The sequence below is a fragment of the Enterobacter sp. CM29 genome (assembly GCF_013179605.1).
In the GTDB taxonomy this organism is placed as follows: Bacteria; Pseudomonadota; Gammaproteobacteria; order Enterobacterales; family Enterobacteriaceae; genus Enterobacter; species Enterobacter intestinihominis.
In genome coordinates this window covers 1-26,050 of the sequence record NZ_JABMCU010000009.1, presented here as the reverse complement: position 1 = coordinate 26,050, position 26,050 = coordinate 1, and the positions used below count along the sequence as shown (strand labels likewise).

General features: G+C 54.0%; 23 protein-coding genes and 2 tRNA genes. 19 read left to right on the top strand and 6 right to left on the bottom strand.

Translation table 11 applies throughout. From position 1 onward, the window contains the following. Positions 1-2: 2 nt before the first annotated feature. Complete coding sequence (gene dacB / locus HP459_RS02450) at positions 3-1,436, bottom strand: serine-type D-Ala-D-Ala carboxypeptidase (protein WP_003861817.1); 1,434 nt, start codon at positions 1,434-1,436, stop codon at positions 3-5. Positions 1,437-1,664: 228 nt separating this feature from the next. Between dacB and greA the strand changes: the two genes are divergently transcribed. Then, positions 1,665-2,141, top strand: a complete 477-nt coding sequence (gene greA, locus HP459_RS02445; RefSeq protein WP_014171793.1) for a transcription elongation factor GreA — start codon at positions 1,665-1,667, stop codon at positions 2,139-2,141. A 151-nt stretch (positions 2,142-2,292) separates the two neighbouring features. Here greA and yhbY read toward each other — a convergent pair whose 3' ends face one another. Beyond that, positions 2,293-2,586 (bottom strand): ribosome assembly RNA-binding protein YhbY, encoded by a 294-nt coding sequence (yhbY, locus tag HP459_RS02440; protein WP_003861814.1) that lies wholly within the window; start codon positions 2,584-2,586, stop codon positions 2,293-2,295. A gap of 127 nt (positions 2,587-2,713) precedes the next feature. Between yhbY and rlmE the strand changes: the two genes are divergently transcribed. From rlmE to HP459_RS02410, 6 genes are all read left to right on the top strand, one after another. After that, entirely contained in the window at positions 2,714-3,340 is a 627-nt protein-coding gene (gene rlmE, locus HP459_RS02435) for a 23S rRNA (uridine(2552)-2'-O)-methyltransferase RlmE (RefSeq protein ID WP_003861812.1), read from the top strand. A gap of 102 nt (positions 3,341-3,442) precedes the next feature. Then, positions 3,443-5,377: an ATP-dependent zinc metalloprotease FtsH gene (gene ftsH / locus HP459_RS02430; protein WP_003861810.1), complete on the top strand. Its 1,935-nt coding sequence runs from the start codon at positions 3,443-3,445 to the stop codon at positions 5,375-5,377. Between the two features lie 98 nt (positions 5,378-5,475). Beyond that, positions 5,476-6,324, top strand: a complete 849-nt coding sequence (folP, locus tag HP459_RS02425; RefSeq protein ID WP_022649520.1) for a dihydropteroate synthase — start codon at positions 5,476-5,478, stop codon at positions 6,322-6,324. Further along, positions 6,317-7,654, top strand: a complete 1,338-nt coding sequence (gene glmM / locus HP459_RS02420) for a phosphoglucosamine mutase (protein WP_003861804.1) — start codon at positions 6,317-6,319, stop codon at positions 7,652-7,654. Before folP ends, glmM begins: the two co-directional genes overlap by 8 nt. 222 nt (positions 7,655-7,876) lie before the next feature. Next, the gene (gene secG, locus HP459_RS02415; protein WP_003861803.1) at positions 7,877-8,209 is read left to right on the top strand and encodes a preprotein translocase subunit SecG; all 333 of its coding nucleotides are present in this window, start codon (positions 7,877-7,879) and stop codon (positions 8,207-8,209) included. A gap of 9 nt (positions 8,210-8,218) precedes the next feature. Next, a tRNA-Leu gene (locus HP459_RS02410) sits at positions 8,219-8,305 on the top strand. 187 nt (positions 8,306-8,492) lie between these two features. Here HP459_RS02410 and argG read toward each other — a convergent pair. Then, positions 8,493-9,839, bottom strand: a complete 1,347-nt coding sequence (argG, locus tag HP459_RS02405; protein ID WP_022649518.1) for an argininosuccinate synthase — start codon at positions 9,837-9,839, stop codon at positions 8,493-8,495. Positions 9,840-10,126: 287 nt separating this feature from the next. On the opposite strand from argG, the gene HP459_RS02400 reads away from it, so the two are divergent. The 12 genes from HP459_RS02400 (at position 10,127) to mtr (ending at position 23,830) form a co-directional block, all read left to right on the top strand. Then, positions 10,127-10,203, top strand: a tRNA-Met gene (locus HP459_RS02400). A 207-nt stretch (positions 10,204-10,410) separates the two neighbouring features. After that, positions 10,411-10,863 (top strand): ribosome maturation factor RimP, encoded by a 453-nt coding sequence (rimP, locus tag HP459_RS02395; protein WP_014833432.1) that lies wholly within the window; start codon positions 10,411-10,413, stop codon positions 10,861-10,863. A gap of 28 nt (positions 10,864-10,891) precedes the next feature. Next, complete coding sequence (nusA, locus tag HP459_RS02390; protein WP_003861798.1) at positions 10,892-12,394, top strand: transcription termination factor NusA; 1,503 nt, start codon at positions 10,892-10,894, stop codon at positions 12,392-12,394. A gap of 24 nt (positions 12,395-12,418) precedes the next feature. Further along, positions 12,419-15,106, top strand: coding sequence for a translation initiation factor IF-2 (gene infB, locus HP459_RS02385; RefSeq protein WP_022649517.1), 2,688 nt, complete (start codon positions 12,419-12,421; stop codon positions 15,104-15,106). Positions 15,107-15,212: 106 nt separating this feature from the next. Continuing rightward, complete coding sequence (gene rbfA, locus HP459_RS02380) at positions 15,213-15,617, top strand: 30S ribosome-binding factor RbfA (RefSeq protein WP_003861793.1); 405 nt, start codon at positions 15,213-15,215, stop codon at positions 15,615-15,617. Beyond that, positions 15,617-16,567, top strand: coding sequence for a tRNA pseudouridine(55) synthase TruB (gene truB, locus HP459_RS02375; RefSeq protein ID WP_023298718.1), 951 nt, complete (start codon positions 15,617-15,619; stop codon positions 16,565-16,567). The genes rbfA and truB overlap by 1 nt, the downstream gene beginning before the upstream one ends. 154 nt (positions 16,568-16,721) lie before the next feature. After that, a complete protein-coding gene (rpsO, locus tag HP459_RS02370; RefSeq protein WP_003861789.1) occupies positions 16,722-16,991 on the top strand; it encodes a 30S ribosomal protein S15 in 270 nt (89 codons plus the stop codon). 242 nt (positions 16,992-17,233) lie between these two features. Continuing rightward, positions 17,234-19,372, top strand: a complete 2,139-nt coding sequence (gene pnp / locus HP459_RS02365; protein WP_022649515.1) for a polyribonucleotide nucleotidyltransferase — start codon at positions 17,234-17,236, stop codon at positions 19,370-19,372. Between the two features lie 110 nt (positions 19,373-19,482). Continuing rightward, positions 19,483-20,367: a lipoprotein NlpI gene (gene nlpI / locus HP459_RS02360; RefSeq protein WP_003861782.1), complete on the top strand. Its 885-nt coding sequence runs from the start codon at positions 19,483-19,485 to the stop codon at positions 20,365-20,367. 107 nt (positions 20,368-20,474) lie between these two features. Next, positions 20,475-20,555, top strand: coding sequence for a protein YrbN (gene yrbN / locus HP459_RS02355; RefSeq protein WP_097397692.1), 81 nt, complete (start codon positions 20,475-20,477; stop codon positions 20,553-20,555). Next, the gene (locus HP459_RS02350; protein WP_022649514.1) at positions 20,548-22,443 is read left to right on the top strand and encodes a DEAD/DEAH family ATP-dependent RNA helicase; all 1,896 of its coding nucleotides are present in this window, start codon (positions 20,548-20,550) and stop codon (positions 22,441-22,443) included. Before yrbN ends, HP459_RS02350 begins: the two co-directional genes overlap by 8 nt. Positions 22,444-22,585: 142 nt before the next feature. Further along, the gene (gene mtr / locus HP459_RS02345; RefSeq protein ID WP_046620869.1) at positions 22,586-23,830 is read left to right on the top strand and encodes a tryptophan permease; all 1,245 of its coding nucleotides are present in this window, start codon (positions 22,586-22,588) and stop codon (positions 23,828-23,830) included. A gap of 84 nt (positions 23,831-23,914) precedes the next feature. Here the strand turns inward: mtr and HP459_RS02340 are convergent, their stop codons facing one another. The 3 genes from HP459_RS02340 to HP459_RS02330 all read right to left on the bottom strand — a co-directional run. Beyond that, positions 23,915-24,922 (bottom strand): LLM class flavin-dependent oxidoreductase, encoded by a 1,008-nt coding sequence (locus HP459_RS02340; protein ID WP_022649512.1) that lies wholly within the window; start codon positions 24,920-24,922, stop codon positions 23,915-23,917. A 77-nt stretch (positions 24,923-24,999) separates the two neighbouring features. Then, on the bottom strand, positions 25,000-25,878 hold the full coding sequence (locus HP459_RS02335; protein WP_023307058.1) for a U32 family peptidase: 879 nt from the start codon (positions 25,876-25,878) through the stop codon (positions 25,000-25,002). A gap of 7 nt (positions 25,879-25,885) precedes the next feature. Next, a partial coding sequence (locus tag HP459_RS02330; RefSeq protein WP_171935894.1) for a U32 family peptidase occupies positions 25,886-26,050 on the bottom strand: 165 nt, incomplete at its 5' end.

The window sequence follows — 26,050 nt, the reverse complement described above, 5'->3', positions numbered from 1 at the left end:
CGCTAGTTATTCTGGTAGATGTCCTTATAGAGCCTGCTTTCGAAACGCACCAGTGGAATACGACGATTGCGCTGGTCAGCCGGTTCGACGGCATAGCCGGAAAGATACTGCACAAAGGCCATGCGTTGCCCGCTGGCTGTCGTGATAAAACCGGCAAGGTTGTAAACGCCTTGCAGGGAACCCGTTTTGGCTGACACTTTGCCATCCACGCCTGCAGCGTGAAGGCCCGCACGGTACTGAAGTGACCCATCGTGTCCGGCGAGCGGCAGCATTGTAATAAAGTTTAGCTCAGCGTCATGCTGAGCGATGTACTGCAACACCTGCATCATGGTGGCCGGTGAGATCAGGTTATGGCGCGATAAACCGGAACCGTCGACAGCGATCGTATTGCCCAGATCGATACCCGCCTGCTGGCGCAGGATCTGACGTACGGCATCAGAACCGGCCCGCCAGGTTCCTGGCACACCAAAGCGCGCGTGCCCGATCATACGGAACACCGTGTCGGCAATCATGTTATCCGACTTTTTCAGCATAATCTTAAGCAAATCATGCAGTGGCGCGGACTGTTTGCTGGCAATCACCGTGCCTGGTTCATTCACCTGCGTCTGGCGCAGCAGCGTTCCGGTGTAGGTTATGCCCGCCTGCTTCAGTTCATCTTTAAAAATGGCACCGGCATAGCCTGCGCCATCCTGAATGGCAAAGGCCAGCGGGAGGGGATCGGCCCGCTGGGTCAGGCAGCCGGTGAGCGTATAGCGGTTGAGATCGCCCGGTACCACGTCGAGCTCACAATACTGTGCCTCCGGGGAGCCTTTCGCCAGCGTCCGCACCTGGCTGAACATCGTGACCGGGTAGTAAGACGCCACGCGGATAAACGCTAAGTCATTGGGTTTTGGCGCGCTGTAAAGCGATACGGAGAAGCAGTTACGGTCAACGATGGCGGCGGCTGGCGGGGCGCTAAAGCACTGCGTCATGTCGTTCCATGGCCAGCCAGGCGCTTTATCGTGGCTGGCGAAAATGGAGGTGTCGATCAGCACGTTGCCATCAATTTTTGTTACGCCGGATTTTTTCAGTACCGCCACCATGTTGCGGACATCCTGGCGCTTAAAGGTGGGATCGCCACCAAAACGGGCGATAAGATCGCCTTTCAGTTCGCCACCCTCAACGTTACCTCTGGTTTCAAGGGTGGTAGTAAAACGGAAGTCAGGCCCGAGCTGGAGCAGGGCGGCGAGGGCAGTGATCACCTTCTGGGTACTGGCAGGCAGCGCCATCTGTTGACTGTGATAGTCAATCTCGGGAGCCTGCGCGCCAACCTTCTGCACCATCAGGGCAAGGTTCGCGCCGGCGGGCAGTTGATTAATGTACTCATCAACATTCGCGGCCTGAACGGTGAACGTTATACTGGTAGTCAATCCGATGATAAAACTGGAAAATCGCATAATCTCGCGCTAACAACCCGAAAACAAACCGTCATACTACGGTGCATGGCACTGTAAAGTAAACGATGACCCATAGTGAACTTCGCGGTAAAATGCGTATCAAATTGAAAAATTGCTGCTGACCTGGGGCGTTGCTCCCGGGTCGGTTTTCTTTTTGCTTCTGGCCTGTTCAGGTGGGCTGGAGCAGGGAACACTGCTCCCAACAGGAATGTTTAAGAGGTATAACAAATGCAAGCTATTCCGATGACCTTACGTGGTGCCGAAAAACTGCGCGAAGAGCTGGATTTTCTGAAATCCGTACGTCGCCCTGAAATCATCGCCGCTATCGCGGATGCGCGTGAGCATGGCGACCTGAAAGAGAATGCTGAATACCACGCGGCGCGTGAGCAGCAGGGTTTCTGCGAGGGGCGCATCAAAGATATCGAAGCGAAACTGTCCAACGCGCAGGTTATCGATATCACTAAAATGCCAAACAACGGTCGCGTGATCTTCGGCTCTACCGTCACCGTCCTGAATCTGGACAACGACGAAGAGCAAACCTATCGCATCGTGGGTGATGATGAAGCGGACTTCAAACAGAACCTGATTTCGGTGAACTCCCCGATTGCTCGCGGCCTGATTGGCAAAGAGCAGGATGATGTTGTGACTATCCGCACCCCGGGTGGCGAAGTGGAATACGAAATTATTAAGGTTGAATACCTGTAATTCGCTTCTCTTCTAAGATGTTGATACATTGTAAAGAAAAGAAAAAGGCCGCATAGCGGCCTTTTATCAACTCAAGGAGCATGGCATTTTGCTCGCCTGCTGAAAGAAATCCCTCGTTTCACACAGAAAATGTGTTTGATTCAGGATATCCTTAACGTGGCAGCGAGATTTTGCGCTCTTTAGATGGGCGATAGAGCACCAGCGTTTTACCGATGACCTGTACATTACAGGCGCCGGTTTCGCGCACGATGGCTTCCACGATCAGGTTTTTAGTGTCTCTGTCTTCAGAGGCGATTTTCACCTTGATCAGCTCGTGGTGTTCCAGCGCTTGTTCAATCTCGGCAAGCACCCCTTCGGTCAAACCATTGTTGCCAAGCATCACTACAGGCTTGAGCGGATGTGCCAGACCTTTAAGGTGCTGTTTTTGTTTAGTACTCAGATTCATCGTATATTTTTGCTTACGTTGGGATTGAAAACGGTTCATTCTACCGCCATCTCCCTAATATCGCCAAATAGCTGCGTAGAAATTTACGTCACAGGCAAGTAACGATGAACCAGGACGGAAATGTTAAATGACAGGTAAAAAGCGTTCTGCCAGCTCCAGCCGCTGGCTTCAGGAACACTTTAGCGATAAATATGTTCAACAGGCGCAGAAAAAGGGGTTACGTTCCCGCGCCTGGTTTAAACTTGATGAAATACAGCAAAGTGACAAACTTTTTAAACCGGGAATGACGGTGGTCGACCTCGGTGCGGCACCTGGCGGATGGTCCCAGTATGCGGTTACGCAGATCGGCGGAACGGGCCGTATCATCGCATGCGATCTTTTACCAATGGATCCCATCGTCGGTGTCGACTTCCTTCAGGGCGACTTTCGTGATGAATTAGTGCTTAAAGCATTACTTGATCGTGTAGGTGACAGTAAGGTCCAGGTTGTCATGTCGGATATGGCACCAAATATGTGTGGAACACCGGCGGTGGATATCCCCCGCGCCATGTATCTGGTGGAACTAGCGTTAGAAATGTGTCGTGATGTACTAGCGCCTGGTGGTAGTTTTGTTGTGAAGGTGTTTCAGGGCGAAGGTTTCGAGGAGTATCTTAAGGAAATTCGCTCCCTGTTTGCGAAGGTCAAAGTTCGTAAGCCGGACTCTTCCCGGGCCCGTTCCCGTGAAGTGTATATTGTAGCGACCGGGCGAAAATGATAACCGGTAGATTTCAGGCGAAAGTTTGAATGAAACTGGATATAGAGTATCCTGACGCTGTTTTTAACACAGTTGTAATATGAGGTTAATCCCTTGAGTGACATGGCGAAAAACCTAATACTCTGGCTGGTCATTGCCGTTGTGCTGATGTCAGTTTTCCAGAGCTTTGGGCCCAGCGAGTCGAATGGCCGCAAGGTGGATTATTCTACCTTCCTGCAAGAGGTCAATCAGGACCAGGTTCGCGAAGCGCGTATCAACGGACGTGAGATCAACGTTACCAAGAAAGATAGTAACCGTTACACGACTTACATCCCGGTGAACGATCCTAAGCTGCTTGATAACCTTCTGACCAAAAACGTCAAAGTGGTAGGCGAGCCGCCAGAAGAACCAAGCCTGTTGGCTTCTATCTTCATTTCCTGGTTCCCGATGCTGCTTCTTATCGGTGTCTGGATCTTCTTTATGCGCCAGATGCAGGGCGGTGGTGGCAAAGGTGCCATGTCGTTCGGTAAGAGCAAGGCGCGTATGCTGACGGAAGACCAGATCAAGACCACCTTTGCTGACGTAGCAGGTTGTGACGAAGCAAAAGAAGAGGTGGGTGAACTGGTTGAATACCTGCGCGAGCCGAGCCGTTTCCAGAAACTGGGCGGTAAGATCCCGAAAGGCGTCCTGATGGTCGGCCCTCCGGGTACCGGTAAAACCCTGCTGGCAAAAGCCATCGCGGGTGAAGCGAAGGTCCCGTTCTTTACTATTTCAGGTTCTGACTTCGTTGAAATGTTCGTCGGTGTCGGTGCATCTCGTGTGCGTGACATGTTCGAGCAGGCTAAGAAGGCAGCACCGTGCATCATCTTCATCGATGAAATCGACGCCGTTGGCCGCCAGCGTGGCGCAGGCCTGGGCGGTGGTCACGATGAACGTGAGCAGACCCTGAACCAGATGCTGGTTGAAATGGACGGCTTTGAAGGTAACGAAGGTATCATCGTTATCGCGGCAACTAACCGTCCAGACGTACTCGACCCTGCGCTGCTGCGTCCAGGCCGTTTCGACCGTCAGGTTGTGGTCGGTCTGCCGGATGTTCGTGGTCGTGAACAGATCCTGAAAGTGCATATGCGTCGCGTACCGCTGGCGCCAGATATCGACGCGGCAATCATCGCGCGTGGTACTCCAGGCTTCTCCGGTGCGGATCTGGCTAACCTGGTCAACGAGGCAGCACTGTTTGCCGCTCGCGGTAACAAGCGTGTAGTGTCCATGGTGGAATTTGAGAAAGCGAAAGACAAAATCATGATGGGTGCGGAACGTCGCTCCATGGTGATGACGGAAGCGCAGAAAGAGTCCACGGCATATCACGAAGCGGGCCACGCGATTATCGGTCGTCTGGTGCCGGAACACGATCCGGTACACAAGGTGACGATCATTCCACGCGGTCGTGCGTTGGGTGTGACCTTCTTCCTGCCTGAAGGCGACGCGATCAGCGCCAGCCGTCAGAAGCTGGAAAGTCAGATTTCAACCCTGTACGGCGGTCGTCTGGCAGAAGAGATCATCTACGGTGCGGAACATGTTTCCACCGGTGCGTCGAACGATATTAAAGTGGCGACAAACCTGGCACGTAACATGGTGACCCAGTGGGGCTTCTCCGACAAACTCGGTCCGCTGCTCTATGCAGAAGAAGAGGGCGAAGTATTCCTGGGCCGCTCCGTGGCAAAAGCGAAACATATGTCCGATGAAACGGCTCGTATCATCGACCAGGAAGTGAAAGCGCTGATTGAGCGTAACTACGCTCGCGCCCGTCAGATCCTGAATGACAATATGGACATCCTGCATTCGATGAAAGATGCGCTCATGAAATATGAGACCATCGATGCTCCGCAGATTGACGACCTGATGGCTCGCCGCGAAGTGCGTCCGCCAGCAGGCTGGGAAGACCCAGGCGCGTCTAACAATTCTGACAACAATGGCACCCCGCGTGCACCGCGTCCGGTCGATGAACCGCGTACGCCAAACCCGGGCAACACCATGTCAGAGCAGTTGGGCGACAAGTAAGTCACTGCTGTTGAAGCGTTTGTCTGTACATCAAACCCTGGAGCGTGCTCCGGGGTTTTTCTTTTTTATATAACCATGAAAATAACAGGGATTTAGCCATGAAACTCTTCGCCCAGGACTCGCATCTCGACCTTTCACATCCGCATGTGATGGGGATCCTGAATGTCACGCCTGATTCCTTCTCTGACGGCGGCACGCATAACTCGCTTATCGACGCGGTTAAACACGCGAATTTAATGATCAACGCGGGTGCCACCATCATTGACGTTGGAGGGGAGTCAACGCGGCCTGGCGCGGCGGAGGTTTCGGTGGAAGAAGAGCTGGCGCGCGTGGTGCCGGTGGTGGAGGCTATCGCCCGGCGCTTTGAAGTGTGGATCTCCGTTGATACCTCCAAACCCGAAGTGATCCGTGAAGTGGCGAGAGTGGGCGCTCACATTATCAATGATATCCGCTCGCTGACCGAGCCGGGCGCAATTGAAGCCGCCGCTGAAACCGGGCTACCGGTGTGTCTGATGCATATGCAGGGCCAGCCTAAGACAATGCAGGAGGCGCCAAAATATGAAGATGTGTTTGCCGACGTCACCCGCTTCTTTATTGAGCATATCGAACGCTGTGAACGTGCGGGTATCGCAAAAGAGAAATTGCTGCTCGACCCGGGCTTCGGTTTCGGTAAAAATCTCTCACACAATTACGCGTTGCTTGCGCGCTTATCAGAGTTTCATCAGTTCGGCCTGCCACTGCTGGTGGGAATGTCGAGAAAATCGATGATTGGTCAGTTGTTGAATGTCGGGCCGAACGAACGTCTGAGCGGCAGTCTGGCCTGCGCGGTGATTGCCGCGATGCAAGGTGCACACATCATTCGCGTCCATGACGTAAAAGAAACAGTAGAAGCCATGCGTGTGGTGGAAGCCACACTGGCAGCGAAGGAAAACAAACGCTATGAGTAATCGTAAATATTTTGGTACCGATGGCATCCGTGGGCGCGTAGGCGATGCGCCAATTACCCCTGACTTTGTCCTGAAGCTGGGTTGGGCGGCGGGTAAGGTACTGGCGCGTCATGGCTCCCGTAAGATCATTATTGGTAAAGATACCCGTATTTCGGGTTATATGCTGGAGTCCGCGCTGGAAGCCGGGCTGGCGGCGGCGGGGCTTTCAGCTTCCTTTACGGGGCCAATGCCGACCCCTGCTGTTGCCTATCTGACTCGTACCTTCCGTGCGGAAGCGGGCATCGTCATTTCAGCTTCTCATAATCCGTTCTATGACAACGGTATCAAATTCTTCTCCATCGACGGCACTAAACTGCCGGATGACGTGGAAGAGGCGATTGAAGCGGAAATGGAGAAAGAGATCACCTGTGTCGACTCCGCTGAGCTGGGTAAAGCCAACCGTATTGTCGATGCCGCAGGCCGCTACATTGAATTCTGCAAAGGCACGTTCCCGAATGAACTGAGCCTGGCACACCTCAAAATTGTGGTGGACTGTGCAAACGGTGCGACCTATCACATTGCGCCGAATGTTTTCCGCGAGCTGGGTGCGAAAGTGATCACCATCGGCTGCGAGCCGGACGGTCTGAACATCAATGAAGAAGTCGGCGCGACAGACGTGCGTGCCTTGCAGGCGCGTGTACTGGCTGAAAAAGCCGATCTGGGTATTGCCCTGGATGGCGATGGCGATCGTGTGATCATGGTTGACCACGAAGGTAACAAGGTCGATGGCGATCAGATCCTCTACATCATTGCGCGTGAAGGCCTGCGTCAGGGGCAACTGCGCGGTGGCGCGGTGGGCACGCTGATGAGCAATATGGGTCTGGAGCTGGCGCTGAAACAGCTGGGCATCCCGTTTGTTCGCGCGAAAGTGGGTGACCGCTACGTGCTGGAAAAACTTCAGGAAAAAGGCTGGCGCATTGGCGCGGAAAACTCCGGCCACGTGATCCTGCTCGATAAAACCACCACCGGTGACGGCATTGTGGCGGCGCTTCAGGTTGTTGCCGCGATGGCGCGTAACCATATGAGCCTGCACGATCTGTGCAGCGGCATGAAAATGTTCCCGCAGATCCTGGTGAACGTGCGTTTCACCGCTGGTAAAGGCGACCCGCTGGAAAATGATAACGTGAAAGCGGTGATGGCAGAGGTGGAAGCGACGCTTGGCAGCCGTGGACGCGTCCTGCTGCGTAAGTCGGGTACCGAGCCGCTGATCCGCGTGATGGTGGAAGGTGAAGACGAAGCGCAGGTAACTGAATTTGCGCACCGCATTGCGGATGCAGTGAAAGCTGCATAATCTTTCAGAATAAGTGTTTAAAAAGGCGGCGTTTGCCGCCTTTGTTTTAAGCAATTAATGGCTTTTTGCTGTTTTTTTCCGCAGTTGATACAATGCCTCGAAAATGCCCTTGCGAAGGTGATTCGCTTTGGTTAGTATTCACACCCGCTTCAGTGGGAAACAAAATCCTGCTAATTGGTCGAAGCATTGGTATGCGGCAAATCCGCAAGGAACAGGTTGATTATGTACGAAGCTCTTTTAGTTATTTTCCTTATTGTAGCCATCGCTCTCGTAGCGCTGATTATGCTGCAGCAAGGTAAAGGCGCTGATATGGGAGCCTCCTTCGGAGCAGGCGCTTCCGGTACGCTGTTCGGTTCAAGTGGTTCTGCGAACTTCATGACCCGTACGACGGCGATTCTGGCTACGCTGTTCTTCATCATCAGTCTGGTGCTGGGCAATATCAACAGCAACAAGACCAGTAAAGGAAGCGAGTGGGAAAATCTGAGCGCGCCAGCAAAAACTGAGCAAACTCAGCCAGCTGCACCGGCTAAGCCAACCAGCGATATCCCGCAGTAAGTATTCAGTACCGAGGTGGTGGAATTGGTAGACACGCTACCTTGAGGTGGTAGTGCCCTAACGGGCTTGTGGGTTCGAGTCCCATCCTCGGTACCAATATTCCAGAAGAAAGACGTCGCAAGACGTCTTTTTTTTCGTCTGTACATTCTGTGTTTCCGATCTATTGTAGGGCGGGTAAGCGCAGCGCCGCCCGCCGTTTTGCCCGGTGGCGCTGCGCTTACCGGGCCTACGAAGACCACAAAAAAGGCGCCTATTGGGCGCCTTTTGCATGTCTTGCTGTCGATTACTTCTTATCGCTGTGTTCCAGGTTCTCAACCTGCGGCAGACCATTACCGGAATTCGCGGAGAGCAGGCCATTCTCAACATAGTTGAACAGCTTCTCACGGGTATCGGTGATGTCCAGGTTACGCATGGTCAGCTGGCCAATACGATCGTCCGGAGAGAATACTGACTCACCTTTCTCCATGGTCAGACGCTCTGCTTTATAGGTCAGGTTGTCAGACACGGTATTGAGGATGGAGTAATCATTGCCGCGACGCAGTTCCAGCGTCACTTCGCCGGTGATTGCGCTCGCCACCCAACGTTGCAGGGCGTCACGCAGCATCAGCGCTTGTGGATCAAACCAGCGACCCTGATACAGCAGTTTGCCCAGCTGACGGCCATGAGCGTGATACTGCTCAATGGTGTCTTCGTTGTGAATACCGGTCAGCAAACGCTCGTAAGCGATGTGCAGCAGCGCCATCCCCGGAGCTTCGTAAATGCCACGGCTTTTCGCTTCGATGATACGGTTTTCGATCTGATCGCTCATACCCAGACCGTGACGACCGCCGATGCGGTTTGCTTCCAGCATCAGTTCAACATCGTCTGAGAAGGTTTTACCGTTCAGGGCAACCGGATGACCGCGTTCGAAACGCACGGTCACTTCTTCCGCCGGGATCTTCACGTTCTCATCCCAGAATTTTACGCCCATGATCGGGTTAACAATTTTTACGCTGGAGTTCAGGAATTCCAGGTCTTTCGCTTCGTGCGTCGCACCCAGCATGTTGGAGTCGGTTGAGTAGGCTTTCTCAACGGACATCTTATAGTCAAAGCCGCAGGCAATCATAAACTCAGACATTTCATGACGGCCACCCAGTTCGTCGATGAAGTCGGTATCCAGCCACGGTTTGTAGATCTGCAACTCGGCGTTGGTCAGCAGACCGTAACGATAGAAACGTTCAATATCGTTGCCTTTATAGGTACTGCCATCACCCCAGATGTTCACGCCATCTTCTTTCATGGCGGCGACCAGCATGGTGCCGGTGACAGCACGACCCAGCGGAGTGGTATTAAAATAGGTCAGGCCGCCGGTAGTGTTATGAAAAGCACCGCACTGGATAGCGGCAATGCCTTCAGCGACCAGTTGCTTACGGCAGTCAATCAGACGTGCGTTCTCTGCGCCATACTCCATGGCACGACGAGGGATCGCGTCATAATCTTCCTCGTCCGGCTGACCCAGGTTCGCAGTATATGCATACGGAACCGCTCCCTTCTGGCGCATCCACAGCAGTGCAGCGCTGGTATCCAGGCCGCCTGAGAAAGCGATGCCAATACGTTGTCCTACCGGAAGATGCTTGAGAATCGTCGTCATAGAATAAAACCCTGCTTGATTGACTGATTAGAGACCGCTTTCGCTCTCTTGTGCATTTTTATGCAAAATAAGTGAGTATTCATTTAATCATCTTTTGTCGAAGACCGAAAGAGACTCGTGCGTTTTTTGTAAAAAATTTGGTCTGTTCTGTCTGGCAGAAGCTGGGTTGACAGGTGGGGTCAACTATCAATATACTAAACGCCGATTTTACGTCCCGTCTTCGGTACCAAATCCCAGCATTATTTGCAAATTCTGTCCAAAACGCGTAGAATTTGCCACGTTTCAGGCGCGGGGTGGAGCAGCCTGGTAGCTCGTCGGGCTCATAACCCGAAGGTCGTCGGTTCAAATCCGGCCCCCGCAACCACTTTCCTATAAAGTTCTTTTTCAAATATACTGTGAAGACTTAGAGCCTTCGTAGCTGGATTTGAAAAAATTCTTTCGGAAAGTGCTCCAGGCCACAGTTGTGGCTATAGGGTTCAGTTATCTAAAGCCCCGATTTATCGGGGTTTTTTGTTATCTGACTACAGAATAACTGGGCTTTACGCCCTTTTTTTATGTCTTGGGGGTGGGCTTGTCCACATTAGAGCAAAAATTAACAGAGATGATTACTGCACCGGTCGAAGCACTGGGCTACGAACTGGTCGGCATCGAATTCGTTCGCGGCCGCACATCGACGCTGCGCATCTATATTGATAGTGAAGATGGCATCAATGTTGATGATTGTGCTGATGTCAGCCACCAGGTGAGTGCGGTTCTTGATGTTGAAGATCCGATTACCGTTGCGTACAACCTGGAAGTTTCCTCACCTGGCCTCGATCGTCCGATGTTCACGGCCGAGCACTATGTGCGCTTTACCGGTGAAGAAGTGGCTCTCGTTCTGCGTATGGCCGTACAGAACCGCCGTAAATGGCAGGGAATTATCAAAGCCGTTGATGGTGAAATGATCACGGTGACAGTCGAAGGCAAAGATGAAGTGTTCGCGCTGAGTAATATCCAGAAGGCGAACCTGGTTCCCCACTTTTAACAGTCTGGATTGAGGTGAAAAGCCCGCGATGAACAAAGAAATTTTGGCTGTTGTTGAAGCCGTCTCCAACGAGAAATCACTGCCGCGTGAGAAGATTTTCGAAGCGCTGGAAAGTGCACTGGCTACAGCAACCAAGAAAAAATACGAACAAGAGATCGATGTTCGCGTAGAAATCGATCGTAAAAGCGGTGACTTCGATACATTCCGTCGTTGGGTAATCGTTGAAGAAGTGACCCAACCGACCAAAGAGATCACGCTGGAAGCGGCGCGTTTTGAAGACGAAAGTCTGAACGTGGGTGACTACGTTGAAGATCAGATTGAATCTGTCACCTTCGACCGTATCACCACCCAGACCGCGAAGCAGGTTATCGTGCAGAAAGTTCGCGAAGCCGAGCGCGCGCTGGTTGTCGATCAGTTCCGCGATCAGGAAGGCGAAATCATCACTGGCGTGGTGAAGAAAGTGAACCGCGATAACATCTCTCTGGAGATCAAATCCGAAGGGCTGCCGGGTAACGCTGAAGCCGTTATCCTGCGTGAAGACATGCTGCCGCGTGAAAACTTCCGCCCAGGCGACCGTATTCGTGGTGTGCTGTATGCCGTACGTCCTGAAGCACGCGGTGCACAGCTGTTCGTGACGCGTTCTAAACCAGAAATGCTGGTTGAACTGTTCCGTATCGAAGTGCCGGAAATCGGCGAAGAAGTTATCGAAATCAAAGCGGCGGCCCGCGATCCGGGCTCCCGTGCGAAAATTGCGGTGAAAACCAACGACAAGCGTATCGACCCGGTCGGTGCTTGCGTCGGTATGCGTGGCGCACGTGTTCAGGCGGTTTCTACCGAACTGGGCGGCGAGCGTATTGATATCGTTCTGTGGGACGACAATCCGGCGCAGTTCGTAATCAACGCAATGGCACCGGCTGATGTGGCGTCTATCGTTGTTGACGAAGACAAACACACCATGGATATCGCTGTAGAAGCGGGCAACCTGGCGCAGGCGATTGGCCGTAACGGTCAGAACGTACGTCTGGCGTCACAGCTGAGCGGCTGGGAACTCAACGTGATGACCGTTGATGACCTTCAGGCCAAGCATCAGGCTGAAGCCCACGCGGCGATCGATACCTTCACCAAATACCTGGACATTGACGAAGACTTCGCCACTGTGCTGGTTGAAGAAGGTTTCTCTACGCTGGAAGAACTGGCCTACGTGCCAATGAAAGAGCTGCTGGAAATTGACGGTCTGGATGAACCAACCGTTGAAGCCCTGCGTGAACGCGCTAAAAACGCACTGACCACCCTGGCGCTGGCTCAGGAAGAAAGCCTTGGCGATAAGAAGCCGGCTGATGACCTGCTGAATCTGGAAGGTCTTGATCGTGCGATTGCGTTCAAGCTGGCTGCCCGTGGTGTTTGTACGCTGGAAGATCTCGCTGAGCAAGGCGTTGATGACCTGGCCGATATCGAAGGTTTAACCGACGAGAAAGCCGGCGAACTCATCATGGCCGCACGTAATATTTGCTGGTTCGGCGACGAAGCGTAATAAACTGTAGCAGGAAGGAACAGCATGACTGATGTAACTGTAAAATCGCTGGCTGCTGAGATTCAGACCTCCGTGGACCGCCTGGTACAGCAATTTGCTGATGCAGGGATCCCGAAGGCCGCTGATGACTCGGTGACCGCGCAAGAAAAACAAACCTTGTTAGCGCACCTGAACCGTGAACACGGCTCTACGCCTGACAAGTTAACGCTGCAGCGCAAAACGCGTAGCACGTTGAACATCCCTGGTACCGGTGGCAAAAGCAAATCGGTACAAATTGAAGTCCGCAAGACGCGCACCTTTGTAAAACGTGATCCGCAAGAGGCAGAACGCCTTGCTGCGGAAGAGCAGGCACAGCGTGAAGCGGAAGAACAAGCTCAGCGTGAGGCAGAAGCCACTGCTAAACGCGAAGCAGAATTAAAAGCTGAACGTGAGGCCGCAGAAAAAGCGAAACGCGACGCCGGTGAAAAAGCGAAGCGTGACGCTGCGGAAAAAGACAAAGTGAGCAATCAACAGACCGACGAAATGACCAAAACTGCCCAGGCTGAAAAAGCCCGCCGTGAAAATGAAGCTGCCGAGCTGAAGCGTAAAGCGGAAGAAGAAGCCCGCCGCAAGCTTGAAGAAGAAGCTCGCCGCGTCGCCGAAGAAGCGCGTCGCATGGCAGAAGAAAACGAGAAGAACGGTGTGAATACCGCTGAACCAACTGAAGACAACAGCGATTATCACGTAACCACTTCTCAGCATGCGCGCCAGGCAGAAGACGATAACGACCGTGAAGTTGAAGGTGGTCGTGGCCGTACTCGCAGTACAAAAGCGGCGCGTCCTGCGAAAAAAGGTAACAAGCACGCTGAATCTAAAGCTGACCGTGAAGAAGCACGTGCAGCGGTTCGCGGTGGTAAAGGCGGTAAGCGTAAAGGTTCCGCTCTGCAGCAGGGCTTCCAGAAGCCAGCTCAGGCCGTTAACCGTGACGTTGTGATCGGCGAAACCATCACCGTTGGCGAACTGGCTAACAAGATGGCGGTGAAAGGCTCTCAGGTCATCAAAGCGATGATGAAGCTGGGCGCAATGGCCACCATCAACCAGGTCATCGACCAGGAAACCGCACAGCTGGTTGCCGAGGAGATGGGCCACAAAGTTATCCTGCGTCGTGAAAACGAGCTGGAAGAAGCAGTAATGAGCGACCGTGATACGGGCGCAGCGGCTGAACCGCGCGCACCGGTTGTGACCATCATGGGTCACGTTGACCACGGTAAAACCTCTCTGCTTGACTACATTCGTTCTACTAAGGTTGCCTCCGGCGAAGCGGGTGGTATTACCCAGCATATCGGTGCTTACCACGTAGAAACCGAAAACGGCATGATCACCTTCCTGGATACCCCAGGCCACGCAGCGTTTACCTCAATGCGTGCTCGTGGTGCTCAGGCAACGGATATCGTTGTTCTGGTTGTTGCTGCCGATGATGGCGTGATGCCACAGACCATTGAAGCTATCCAGCACGCGAAAGCGGCGCAGGTGCCTTTGGTTGTTGCAGTCAACAAAATCGATAAGCCAGAAGCCGATATGGATCGCGTTAAGAACGAACTGTCACAGTACGGCGTTATGCCGGAAGAGTGGGGCGGTGAAGCGCAGTTTATCCCTGTATCTGCAAAAGCAGGTACCGGTATCGACGACCTGCTGAACGCTATCCTGCTTCAGGCTGAAGTTCTGGAGCTGAAAGCGGTTCGTAAAGGTATGGCGAGCGGCGCGGTAATCGAATCCTTCCTGGATAAAGGTCGTGGTCCGGTTGCAACCGTTCTGGTTCGCGAAGGTACTCTGCACAAGGGCGACATCGTTCTGTGTGGTTTCGAATACGGTCGCGTTCGTGCGATGCGTAACGAACTGGGTCAGGAAGTGCTGGAAGCGGGTCCGTCCATCCCAGTGGAAATCCTCGGCCTGTCCGGTGTTCCGGCTGCCGGTGACGAAGTAACCGTGGTACGTGACGAGAAGAAAGCACGTGAAGTGGCGCTGTATCGTCAGGGTAAATTCCGTGAGGTGAAACTGGCTCGCCAGCAGAAATCTAAACTCGAGAACATGTTCGCCAACATGACTGAAGGCGAAGTTCACGAAGTGAACATCGTTCTGAAAGCGGACGTACAGGGTTCTGTGGAAGCGATCTCCGACTCCTTGCTGAAACTGTCTACCGACGAAGTGAAAGTGAAGATCATCGGTTCTGGCGTAGGTGGTATCACCGAAACTGACGCAACCCTGGCAGCCGCGTCCAACGCTATCCTGGTTGGCTTCAACGTTCGTGCTGACGCATCTGCGCGTAAAGTTATCGATGCTGAAAGCCTGGATCTGCGTTACTACTCCGTCATCTATAACCTGATTGACGAAGTGAAAGCAGCGATGAGCGGCATGCTGTCTCCTGAGCTGAAACAGCAGATCATCGGTCTGGCTGAAGTACGTGACGTGTTCAAATCACCGAAATTCGGTGCGATCGCGGGCTGTATGGTTACCGAAGGGACCATTAAGCGTCACAACCCAATCCGCGTACTGCGCGACAACGTGGTTATCTACGAAGGTGAGCTGGAATCCCTGCGCCGCTTCAAAGATGACGTTAACGAAGTTCGTAACGGCATGGAATGTGGTATCGGTGTTAAGAACTACAACGACGTTCGCGTTGGCGATATGATCGAAGTGTTCGAGATCATCGAAATTCAGCGTACCATCGCGTAATCTTCGTCAACTGAAGATTAATTAGCGTAGGCCGGGTAAGCGAAGCGCCACCCGGCAGTAATTTTAAAAAGGGGCTTAAGCCCCTTTTTTGTCTGGAGAATTTATTATGGCGAAAGAATTTGGTCGCCCACAGCGCGTCGCGCAGGAGATGCAGAAAGAGATCGCTCTCATTCTGCAACGTGAAATCAAAGATCCACGCGTGGGGATGATGACCACCGTGTCTGGCGTGGAAATGTCCCGCGACCTGGCGTACGCCAAAGTGTTTGTGACATTCCTGAATGACCAGGATGAAGACGCCGTGAAGAACGGCATTAAAGCGCTGCAGGAAGCCTCTGGTTTCATCCGCTCTCTGCTTGGCAAAGCGATGCGTCTGCGTATTGTGCCGGAGCTGACCTTCTTCTACGACAACTCGCTGGTTGAGGGTATGCGTATGTCCAACCTGGTGACCAGCGTGGTGAAACATGACGATGAGCGTCGTGTTAACCCGGCGGACGACAGCAAGGAGGACTGATGAGTCGTCCTCGTCGTCGCGGTCGTGACGTGCATGGCGTGCTGTTGCTGGATAAACCACAGGGCGCATCCAGCAACGACGTGCTGCAAAAAGTAAAGCGTATTTATAACGCCAATCGCGCGGGGCACACCGGCGCGCTGGATCCGCTGGCAACCGGGATGCTCCCGATCTGCCTGGGTGAAGCGACAAAGTTTTCCCAGTATCTGCTGGATTCCGATAAGCGCTACCGCGTGATTGCCAAACTGGGCCAGCGCACGGACACTTCCGATGCGGATGGTCAGGTCGTTGAAGAGCGTCCGGTAACCTTCAGCGCAGAGCAACTTGATGCGGCGCTGGAGAGCTTCCGGGGCGACACAATGCAGGTGCCGTCGATGTATTCGGCGTTGAAATATCAGGGCAAGAAGCTTTACGAATATGCGCGTCAGGGCATTGACGTTCCGCGTGAAGCCCGTCCGATTACCGTGTATGAGCTGTTGTTCATTCGCCACGAAGGTGATGAGCTGGAGCTGGAAGTACACTGTTCGAAAGGGACCTACATCCGCACCATCATTGACGACCTCGGTGAAAAGCTGGGCTGCGGCGCGCATGTGATTTATCTGCGTCGTCTGGCGGTCAGCAAGTATCCGGTCGAACGTATGGTAACGCTTGAGCATCTGCACGCCCTGGCTGAACAGGCGCAAGCGCAGGGAATTGCGCCGGCAGATCTGCTGGATCCGCTGCTGATGCCAATGGACAGTCCGGCAGCAGATTTCCCGGTTGTTAATCTTCCTTTAACATCGTCCGTTTACTTTAAGAACGGAAACCCGGTCCGCACAACGGGGGCGCCGCTTGAGGGCCTGGTCCGTGTGACGGAAGGGGAGGAAGGCAAGTTTATCGGGATGGGCGAAATGGACGGTGAAGGGCGCGTTGCCCCGCGTCGTCTGGTCGTCGAATACCCGGTCGAAGCGTGACGGTGATAACGCCTCACCTTGCGATAAGCAGGGGAGACGAGTAGAATATCGCCGCTTAACGCCTGGTAAATTGTTTAACAATCTGCGGGGCGTACATGGGATAGCTGAATTAGAGATCGGCATCCTTACATTCTTTATACTTTGGAGTTTGAAAATGTCTCTAAGCGTTGAAGCTAAAGCTAAAATCGTTTCTGAGTTTGGTCGTGGTACTAACGACAGCGGTTCTACCGAAGTTCAGGTTGCACTGCTGACTGCACAGATTAACCACCTGCAGGGTCACTTTGCAGAGCACAAAAAAGATCACCACAGCCGTCGTGGTCTGCTGCGTATGGTTTCTCAGCGTCGTAAACTGCTCGACTACCTGAAGCGTAAAGATGTTGCACGCTACACCGCGCTGATCGAGCGTCTGGGTCTGCGTCGCTAATTCTTGCGAGTTTCAGAAAAGGGGGCCTGATGGCCCCTTTTTTCAACCAGACGGCAGCAATTCAGGGGAAACTATTGTATTGTTGCTATAAATGATCTTCATTGCAGAGGTTCGCGCGGCTAATGAGAGGCTTCACCCATGGGGGTGTCGGTTGTCATTAGTCGCGAGGATGCGAAGAAGGTCGGGTTAAATCGTCAGCACACCTGAGGTGTGCTTTCAAACATTTAAGAAAGGACAGAATTTTGCTGAATCCGATCGTTCGTAAATTCCAGTATGGTCAGCATACCGTCACGCTGGAAACCGGCATGATGGCTCGTCAGGCTACTGCTGCCGTAATGGTAAGCATGGATGACACTGCTGTATTCGTTACCGTAGTTGGCCAGAAAAAAGCTAAACCAGGTCAGGACTTCTTCCCACTGACCGTGAACTACCAGGAGCGTACCTACGCTGCCGGTAAAATCCCGGGTGGCTTCTTCCGTCGTGAAGGCCGTCCAAGCGAAGGCGAAACCCTGATCGCGCGTCTGATTGACCGCCCGGTTCGTCCGCTGTTCCCGGAAGGTTTCGTCAATGAAGTGCAGGTTATCGCAACCGTTGTTTCCGTTAACCCACAGGTTAACCCGGACATCGTAGCGATGATCGGTGCGTCTGCTGCCCTGTCACTGTCTGGTATCCCATTCAATGGCCCAATCGGTGCCGCGCGCGTCGGTTACATCAACGACCAGTACGTGCTGAACCCAACTCAGGAAGAGCTGAAAGAGAGTAAGCTGGACCTGGTTGTTGCCGGTACTGAAGCAGCGGTTCTGATGGTTGAATCTGAAGCAGAACTGCTGAGTGAAGACCAGATGCTGGGCGCAGTGGTCTTCGGCCACGACCAGCAGCAGATTGTTATCCAGAACATCAACGACCTGGTGAAAGAAGCCGGTAAACCACGTTGGGACTGGCAGCCAGAAGCGGTAAACGACGCGCTGAACGCACGCGTAGCTGCACTGGCAGAATCTCGTCTGAGCGATGCATATCGCATTACAGACAAACAGGAGCGTTATGCTCAGGTTGACGTGATCAAAGATGAAACCATCGCAACCCTGATCGCGGAAGACGAAACGCTGGACGCTAACGAGCTGAGCGAAATCCTGCACGCTATCGAGAAAAACGTTGTTCGTAGTCGCGTACTGGCAGGCGAGCCGCGTATTGATGGCCGTGAAAAGGACATGATCCGTGGTCTGGATGTGCGTACTGGCGTGCTGCCACGTACTCACGGTTCCGCGCTGTTCACCCGTGGTGAAACCCAGGCGCTGGTTACCGCTACCCTGGGTACTGCACGTGACGCACAGAACATCGATGAACTGATGGGCGAGCGCACTGACAGCTTCCTGTTCCACTACAACTTCCCTCCGTACTCTGTGGGCGAGACCGGTATGGTTGGCTCACCGAAGCGTCGTGAAATTGGTCACGGTCGTCTGGCGAAGCGCGGCGTGCTGGCAGTAATGCCAGAAGCAGACAAATTCCCGTACACCGTACGTGTCGTGTCTGAAATCACTGAATCCAACGGTTCTTCTTCCATGGCTTCCGTGTGTGGTGCCTCTCTGGCGCTGATGGATGCAGGCGTGCCGATCAAAGCCGCCGTTGCGGGTATCGCAATGGGTCTGGTGAAAGAAGGCGACAACTTCGTTGTTCTGTCTGACATTCTGGGTGACGAAGATCACCTGGGTGATATGGACTTCAAAGTGGCGGGTTCCCGCGACGGTATCTCTGCCCTGCAGATGGATATCAAAATTGAAGGTATCACCAAAGAGATCATGCAGGTTGCTCTGAACCAGGCTAAAGGTGCGCGTCTGCACATTCTGGGCGTGATGGAACAGGCTATCAACGCACCACGCGGTGATATCTCTGAATTCGCTCCGCGTATTCACACCATCAAGATCAATCCAGACAAGATCAAAGATGTTATCGGTAAGGGCGGTTCTGTTATCCGTGCACTGACCGAAGAAACGGGCACCACCATCGAAATCGAAGATGACGGTACTGTGAAAATCGCAGCAACCGACGGTGAGAAAGCGAAATATGCTATCCGCCGTATCGAAGAGATTACAGCAGAAATCGAAGTGGGCCGTATCTACAATGGTAAAGTGACCCGTATCGTTGACTTTGGTGCATTCGTTGCCATCGGTGGCGGTAAAGAAGGTCTGGTACATATCTCTCAGATCGCTGACAAGCGCGTTGAGAAAGTGACCGATTACCTGCAAATGGGTCAGGAAGTACCGGTGAAAGTTCTGGAAGTTGACCGCCAGGGCCGTATCCGTCTGAGCATTAAAGAAGCAACCGAGCAGTCTCAGCCTGCTGCGGCGCCGGAAGCTCCGGCTGCCGAACAGCAAGGCGAGTAAGGTTGCCATTTGCCCTCCGCGCAGGCGGAGGGCTTATTATCAGGCAGGACGCCTTGTTAAGCCGCCGGGGGACAGGACGTTCATCCAATAGTTGTCTTCGGGAGTGGGAAATGAAGCCTTTTTTGCGCTGGTGTTTCGTTGCGACAGCTTTAACGCTGGCAGGATGCAGCAACTCTGCCTGGCGTAAGAGCGAAGTCCTCGCAGTGCCATTGCAACCGACTTTGCAGCAGGAAGTGATTCTGGCACGCATGGAACAAATACTTGCCAGTCGGGCTTTAACCGATGACGAACGCGCACAGCTTTTATATGAGCGCGGAGTGTTGTATGATAGTCTCGGTCTGAGGGCATTAGCGCGAAATGATTTTTCACAAGCGCTGGCAATTCGACCTGATATGCCTGAAGTATTCAATTACTTAGGCATTTATTTAACGCAGGCAGGCAATTTTGATGCTGCCTATGAAGCGTTTGATTCTGTACTTGAGCTTGATCCAACTTACAACTACGCGCACTTGAATCGCGGTATCGCATTGTATTACGGCGGTCGTGATAAGTTAGCGCAAGATGATCTGCTGGCGTTTTATCAAGACGATCCTAATGATCCTTTCCGCAGCCTGTGGCTTTACATCGTTGAGCAGAAGCTCGATGAGAAGCAGGCCAAAGAAGCACTGAAACAGCGCTTCGAGAAATCGGACAAGGAACAGTGGGGATGGAACATTGTCGAGTTCTACCTGGGCAACATTAGCGAAGCAACGCTGATGGAACGCCTCAAGGCGGACGCAACGGATAACACCTCGCTCGCTGAGCATCTCAGTGAAACCAACTTCTATTTAGGTAAGTACTACCTAAGTCTGGGGGATATGGACAGCGCTACGGCACTGTTCAAATTAGCGGTTGCTAACAACGTACATAACTTCGTTGAGCACCGTTATGCATTGTTGGAATTATCGCTCTTGGGCCAGGAGCAAGACGACCTGGCAGAATCGGACCAGCAATAGCTGACGACATAAACATCAGCCCGTAATCTTTTGATTGCCATCACCTTCACTGGTGAGGGCGTTGTTGTTCGTCAATACACCTAATTTGAGCCGGTTCACACTTTTCAATGAAAATTGCTAATCATTTTCACGATGAGCTAAGTAGACTGGCCGCCATTAATATCGAGGCACTTGTACTACATGGCTGAATTCGAAACCACTTTTGCAGATCTGGGCCTGAAGGCTCCTATCCTTGAAGCCCTTAACGATCTGGGTTACGAAAAACCATCTCCGATCCAGGCTGAGTGTATCCCACACCTGCTTTCTGGTCGTGACGTGCTGGGCATGGCCCAGACCGGTAGCGGTAAAACCGCAGCATTCTCGCTGCCGCTGCTGAACAACATTGATCCGGACCTGCGTGCACCGCAGATCCTCGTCCTGGCTCCAACCCGTGAACTGGCTGTTCAGGTTGCTGAAGCAATGACGGAATTCTCTAAACATATGCGCGGCGTAAACGTGGTAGCCCTGTACGGCGGCCAGCGTTATGACGTGCAGTTACGCGCCCTGCGCCAGGGCCCACAGATTGTTGTCGGTACGCCGGGCCGTCTGCTGGATCACCTGAAGCGCGGTACCCTGGACCTCTCTAAGCTGAGCGGCCTGGTACTGGATGAAGCAGATGAAATGCTGCGTATGGGCTTCATCGAAGACGTTGAAACCATCATGGCGCAGATCCCGGAAGGTCATCAGACCGCTCTGTTCTCTGCAACCATGCCAGAAGCGATCCGTCGCATTACCCGCCGCTTCATGAAAGAGCCGCAGGAAGTGCGTATTCAGTCCAGCGTGACCACTCGCCCGGACATCAGCCAGAGCTACTGGTCTGTATACGGCATGCGCAAAAACGAAGCGCTGGTCCGTTTCCTGGAAGCGGAAGATTTTGATGCGGCGATTATCTTCGTACGTACCAAAAACGCGACCCTGGAAGTGGCTGAAGCGCTGGAGCGTAGCGGCTACAACAGCGCAGCGCTGAACGGCGACATGAACCAGGCGCTGCGTGAGCAGACTCTGGAGCGTCTGAAAGACGGTCGTCTGGATATCCTGATTGCAACCGACGTGGCAGCACGTGGTCTGGACGTTGAGCGTATCAGCCTGGTTGTAAACTACGATATCCCAATGGACTCCGAGTCTTACGTTCACCGTATCGGCCGTACCGGTCGTGCGGGTCGTGCGGGCCGTGCGCTGCTGTTCGTTGAGAACCGCGAGCGTCGTCTGCTGCGTAACATTGAACGCACCATGAAGCTGACCATTCCAGAAGCCGAACTGCCAAACGCAGAACTGCTGGGCAAACGCCGTCTGGAAAAATTCGCCGCGAAAGTACAGCAGCAGCTGGAAAGCAGCGATCTGGATCAGTACCGTGCGCTGCTGTCCCAGATCCAGCCTGTCGCTGAAGGCGAAGAGCTGGATATGGAAACTCTGGCCGCAGCACTGCTGAAAATGGCGCAGGGCGAACGTAGCCTGATCGTGCCACCTGATGCACCGATGCGTCCTAAGCGTGAGTTCCGTGACCGTGACGATCGTTTCGAACGTCGTGGCGACCGTAACGACCGTGGTCCACGCGGTGACCGTCCAGAGCGTGGTGGTGAAGACCGTCCACGTCGCGAGCGTCGTGACGCTGGCGAAATGGAACTGTATCGCATTGAAGTGGGCCGTGATGATGGTGTTGAAGTTCGTCACATCGTTGGCGCGATCGCTAATGAAGGCGACATCAGCAGCCGTTACATCGGTAACATCAAGCTGTTCGGTTCACACTCAACGATCGAGCTGCCAAAAGGCATGCCGGGCGAAGTACTGCAGCACTTTACTCGCACCCGCATTCTGAACAAGCCAATGAACATGCAACTGATGGGTGATGCACAGCCTCGCTCTGACCGCGGTGGCGAACGCCGTGGCGGTGGTCGCAGCTTCGGTGGCGAGCGTCGTGAAGGCGGTCGTAGCGAAGGACGCACTGGCGAACCTCGTCGTTTCTCCGGCGAGCGCCGTGAAAATCGTGGCCCACGCCGCGAAGAAGGCACCAGCCGCCGTCGTTTCGGTGACGCGTAAGCCTTTTCGCTTTTGACGTAAAGTAAAATATACAGCCCCGATAGTTGTTATCGGGGCTTTTTTTATTCCTTTTGTACTCTTGTACTGGTACAGTGCATCACATTAAAATGCACACCACATTTTTGACTGGAGATAAGGCCGCATGGCAACACTAACCACCACCCAAACGTCACCTTCGCTGCTTGGCGGCGTGGTGATCATCGGCGGAACCATTATTGGTGCCGGGATGTTCTCCCTGCCAGTGGTTATGTCCGGTGCGTGGTTCTTCTGGTCGCTGGCGGCGCTGGTTTTCACCTGGTTCTGCATGCTCCATTCCGGGCTGATGATCCTTGAAGCAAACCTGAACTACCGCATTGGCTCCAGCTTCGACACCATCACCCGAGATCTGCTGGGCAAAGGCTGGAACCTGGTGAACGGGTTGTCCATCGCGTTTGTACTCTATATCCTGACCTACGCGTACATTTCAGCGAGCGGATCGATTCTGCATCACACCTTCTCCGAGATGTCGCTGAACGTTCCGGCGCGTCTGGCGGGTCTCTGCTTCGCGCTGGGCGTGGCGTTTATCGTCTGGATGAGTACCAAAGCGGTCAGCCGCATGACGGCGATCGTGTTGGGCGCCAAGGTCATCACCTTCTTCCTGACCTTCGGCAGCCTGCTGGGGCACGTCACGCCGGCCACGCTGTTTAACGTTGCGGAAGTGAACACTTCCTACACGCCATACCTGCTTATGACGTTGCCATTCTGTCTGGCGTCGTTCGGCTACCACGGCAACGTACCGAGCCTGATGAAGTACTACGGCAAGGATCCGCGCACCATCGTGAAATGCCTGATTTACGGCACGCTGCTGGCGCTGGGGCTGTATGTGATCTGGCTGCTGGGGACGATGGGTAACATCCCGCGTCCAGAATTTATCGGCATTGCGCAGAAGGGCGGTAACATTGATGTGCTGGTACAGGCGCTGAGTGGCGTGCTGAACAGTCGCAGTCTGGATCTGCTTCTGGTGGTCTTCTCTAACTTTGCGGTGGCGAGCTCATTTCTCGGCGTGACGCTGGGCCTGTTTGACTACCTGGCAGATCTGTTTGGTTTTGATGACTCTGCGATGGGGCGCTTCAAAACGGCGCTGTTGACCTTCCTGCCGCCGATTGTGGGCGGCCTGCTGTGGCCGAACGGTTTCCTGTACGCCATCGGCTATGCAGGACTGGCGGCTACCATCTGGGCGGCGATTGTACCGGCGCTGCTGGCGCGTAAATCACGTAAGCGCTTCGGCAGCCCGAAATTCCGCGTCTGGGGCGGAAAACCGATGATTGCGCTGATCCTGGTATTTGGTATCGGCAACGCGGTGGTGCACATGTTGTCGAGTTTTAATCTGTTGCCTGTGTATCAGTAAACAGAAAGCCCGGTGGCGCTACGCTTACCGGGCCTACAGGGATCGCGTAGGCCGGATAAGGCGAAGCCGCCATCCGGCAAAAAACTACCCCACCAACTCCTCTTTCACCTGCATCGCCAGATCAAATGAATGCAAACGCGCCTGATGATCGAAAATCTGGCCGTTGACCATAATTTCATCCGCCTGCGTTTCTCGTAGCACTGCCTCCAGACCGTGACGCACCTTCGCCTTATCACCCACCAGCGACATGCTCAGGGCCTGCTGCACGCCATACTGCTCGGAGGCCGACCACAGCTGATGCATATTTTCAACCGGTGGCGGCAACTGGCCCGTCTCGCCGCGACGCAGCTTCACAAACGCCTGCTGCATGGAGGTAAACAGGAATTCCGCGTCGCGGTTGCTGTCGGCGGCAATGATATTGATGCACACCATCGCATACGGCTTCTCAAGACGCTCGGAAGGCTTGAAGTTTGTGCGGTAGAGATGCAGAGCCTGATGCAGCATATCCGGTGCGAAGTGGGAAGCGAACGCGAACGGCAGCCCCAGCTGTGCGGCAAGCTGTGCGCTGTACAGACTTGAGCCTAACAGCCACACCGGGATTTTCTCGCCGTAGCCCGGCACCGGGCGCACGTGCGGGTTAGGATCGCTCGCATCGAACCAGTCTACCAGCTCCGCTACATCACGCGGGAAGTTGTCGATATCGCCGCTCATATGGCGACGCAGGGCGCGCATGGTCGGCTGGTCGCTGCCCGGCGCGCGGCCAAGACCCAAATCAATGCGACCGGGGTAGAGTGTATTCAGGGTGCCAAACTGCTCGGCAATCACCAGCGGGGCATGGTTCGGCAGCATCACGCCACCGGAGCCAAGGTGCAAAGTAGTGGTATTCGCCGCCAGATAGCCAATCAGTACTGAGGTGGCGGCGCTGGCGATGCCCACCATATTATGGTGCTCCGCCAGCCAGTAGCGGTGATAGCCACGTTTTTCGGCAAGCTGAGCCAGATCCAGAGAGTGCGAAAAGGCTTCTCTTGCCGAGGAGCCTTGTGGAATCGGTGCCAGATCCAGCACCGAAAACGGAATGGTTTTGTCAGTCATAACAGCTCACTTTGTCGACGGTCAATCTTTAATACTGCATTAAAAAATGATAACCGTTGTTAACAAAGTGAGCTTTTTTACCCCTGCAATTCCAGCCCGGCGAGACGTTTCCAGTAACCGTTGCAGTCGCTGTTTGCCGTCAGCGGCAGCGGCGAGGCGCCGTTTTCGTTGGCACGGAAGGCGTCCAGCATGGTGAACACGCCGGTATCGAGCGGCGAAAGACGCACCATATCCACCAGCCCATGCATTGACGCCAGCTCGTTGCCGAGGTTATAGACGTAACCGCTCATAGTCTGAATGCCGTTGAGGACAAACACCTGCTGATTCTCCTGTGACAGCATGCTGCGTCCGTTCGGGTACTTAATGCAGCAGGTCTCACACTCGTCTTTCGGGCGATCTTCGGAACGCGCGGTGAAGCAGCGGGCAGAGTAGGCCAGCGGCAGATGGCCGTAGCTCAGCACTTCGACTTCAAACTGATTGCGAATGCCCAGCTCGTCACACTGATTTAGCAGGTTGACCAGCCAGTCGCGGGAGAGCTCAACCGGCATGCACCAGCGTGTCATCCCCTGTTTGAGCAGCAGGCGCAAGGTCACCGCGTTATAGCAGTTCAGCGCATGTCCGGCGACAAACGGCAGCTTACGCTCGGCGCACATGTTCACCACGCCCAGGTCGCTCGCCTCCAGCAGGAACTCACCGTTTTCGACGTAGCGCTTCAGCTCGCCCAGTTCAGAGGACGCCTGCACCAGCGCCAGCGTCGAGAGCACCACCTGCTTGCCGCTGCCGGCCAGGCTTTTCGCCATATCCAGCCAGTCGCCCACTTTGGTGGCGCGGCGCTTGCTGCACACCGCTTCGCCGAGGTAAATCACATCGGCGCTGCTGTTAGCCGCCTGCTGGTAAAAAACTTCCAGCGTCTCTTTTGGCCAGTAGTAAAGCACCGGCCCTAATGAATATTTCATGATTATCTCACTGCCATTTACGGTGATACGCGCCGAGCGTGGTTTGCGTGCCTTCGGACATCGCGCCGAGCGTCTCCATCCAGGCCGCCTGCGGGGCGTAGTTTTGCGGGTCCGCCATGCAGCGGTCGATGGCCTGACGCCACACCTTCGCCACCTGGCTCACGTAGGCCGG

Excerpts from the sequence above, each read along its gene's own strand:
- secG (WP_003861803.1), top strand. The coding sequence starts at position 7,877 with ATGTACGAAGCTCTTTTAGTTATTTTCCTTATTGTAGCCATCGCTCTC.
- truB (WP_023298718.1), top strand. The coding sequence starts at position 15,617 with ATGAGTCGTCCTCGTCGTCGCGGTCGTGACGTGCATGGCGTGCTGTTG.
- rpsO (WP_003861789.1), top strand. The coding sequence starts at position 16,722 with ATGTCTCTAAGCGTTGAAGCTAAAGCTAAAATCGTTTCTGAGTTTGGT.
- rlmE (WP_003861812.1), top strand. The coding sequence starts at position 2,714 with ATGACAGGTAAAAAGCGTTCTGCCAGCTCCAGCCGCTGGCTTCAGGAA.
- yrbN (WP_097397692.1), top strand. The coding sequence starts at position 20,475 with ATGAAAATTGCTAATCATTTTCACGATGAGCTAAGTAGACTGGCCGCC.
- argG (WP_022649518.1), bottom strand. The coding sequence starts at position 9,839 with ATGACGACGATTCTCAAGCATCTTCCGGTAGGACAACGTATTGGCATC.
- ftsH (WP_003861810.1), top strand. The coding sequence starts at position 3,443 with ATGGCGAAAAACCTAATACTCTGGCTGGTCATTGCCGTTGTGCTGATG.
- glmM (WP_003861804.1), top strand. The coding sequence starts at position 6,317 with ATGAGTAATCGTAAATATTTTGGTACCGATGGCATCCGTGGGCGCGTA.
- nlpI (WP_003861782.1), top strand. The coding sequence starts at position 19,483 with ATGAAGCCTTTTTTGCGCTGGTGTTTCGTTGCGACAGCTTTAACGCTG.
- greA (WP_014171793.1), top strand. The coding sequence starts at position 1,665 with ATGCAAGCTATTCCGATGACCTTACGTGGTGCCGAAAAACTGCGCGAA.
- folP (WP_022649520.1), top strand. The coding sequence starts at position 5,476 with ATGAAACTCTTCGCCCAGGACTCGCATCTCGACCTTTCACATCCGCAT.
- HP459_RS02340 (WP_022649512.1), bottom strand. The coding sequence starts at position 24,922 with ATGACTGACAAAACCATTCCGTTTTCGGTGCTGGATCTGGCACCGATT.
- dacB (WP_003861817.1), bottom strand. The coding sequence starts at position 1,436 with ATGCGATTTTCCAGTTTTATCATCGGATTGACTACCAGTATAACGTTC.
- HP459_RS02335 (WP_023307058.1), bottom strand. The coding sequence starts at position 25,878 with ATGAAATATTCATTAGGGCCGGTGCTTTACTACTGGCCAAAAGAGACG.
- HP459_RS02350 (WP_022649514.1), top strand. The coding sequence starts at position 20,548 with ATGGCTGAATTCGAAACCACTTTTGCAGATCTGGGCCTGAAGGCTCCT.
- yhbY (WP_003861814.1), bottom strand. The coding sequence starts at position 2,586 with ATGAATCTGAGTACTAAACAAAAACAGCACCTTAAAGGTCTGGCACAT.
- mtr (WP_046620869.1), top strand. The coding sequence starts at position 22,586 with ATGGCAACACTAACCACCACCCAAACGTCACCTTCGCTGCTTGGCGGC.
- infB (WP_022649517.1), top strand. The coding sequence starts at position 12,419 with ATGACTGATGTAACTGTAAAATCGCTGGCTGCTGAGATTCAGACCTCC.
- rbfA (WP_003861793.1), top strand. The coding sequence starts at position 15,213 with ATGGCGAAAGAATTTGGTCGCCCACAGCGCGTCGCGCAGGAGATGCAG.
- nusA (WP_003861798.1), top strand. The coding sequence starts at position 10,892 with ATGAACAAAGAAATTTTGGCTGTTGTTGAAGCCGTCTCCAACGAGAAA.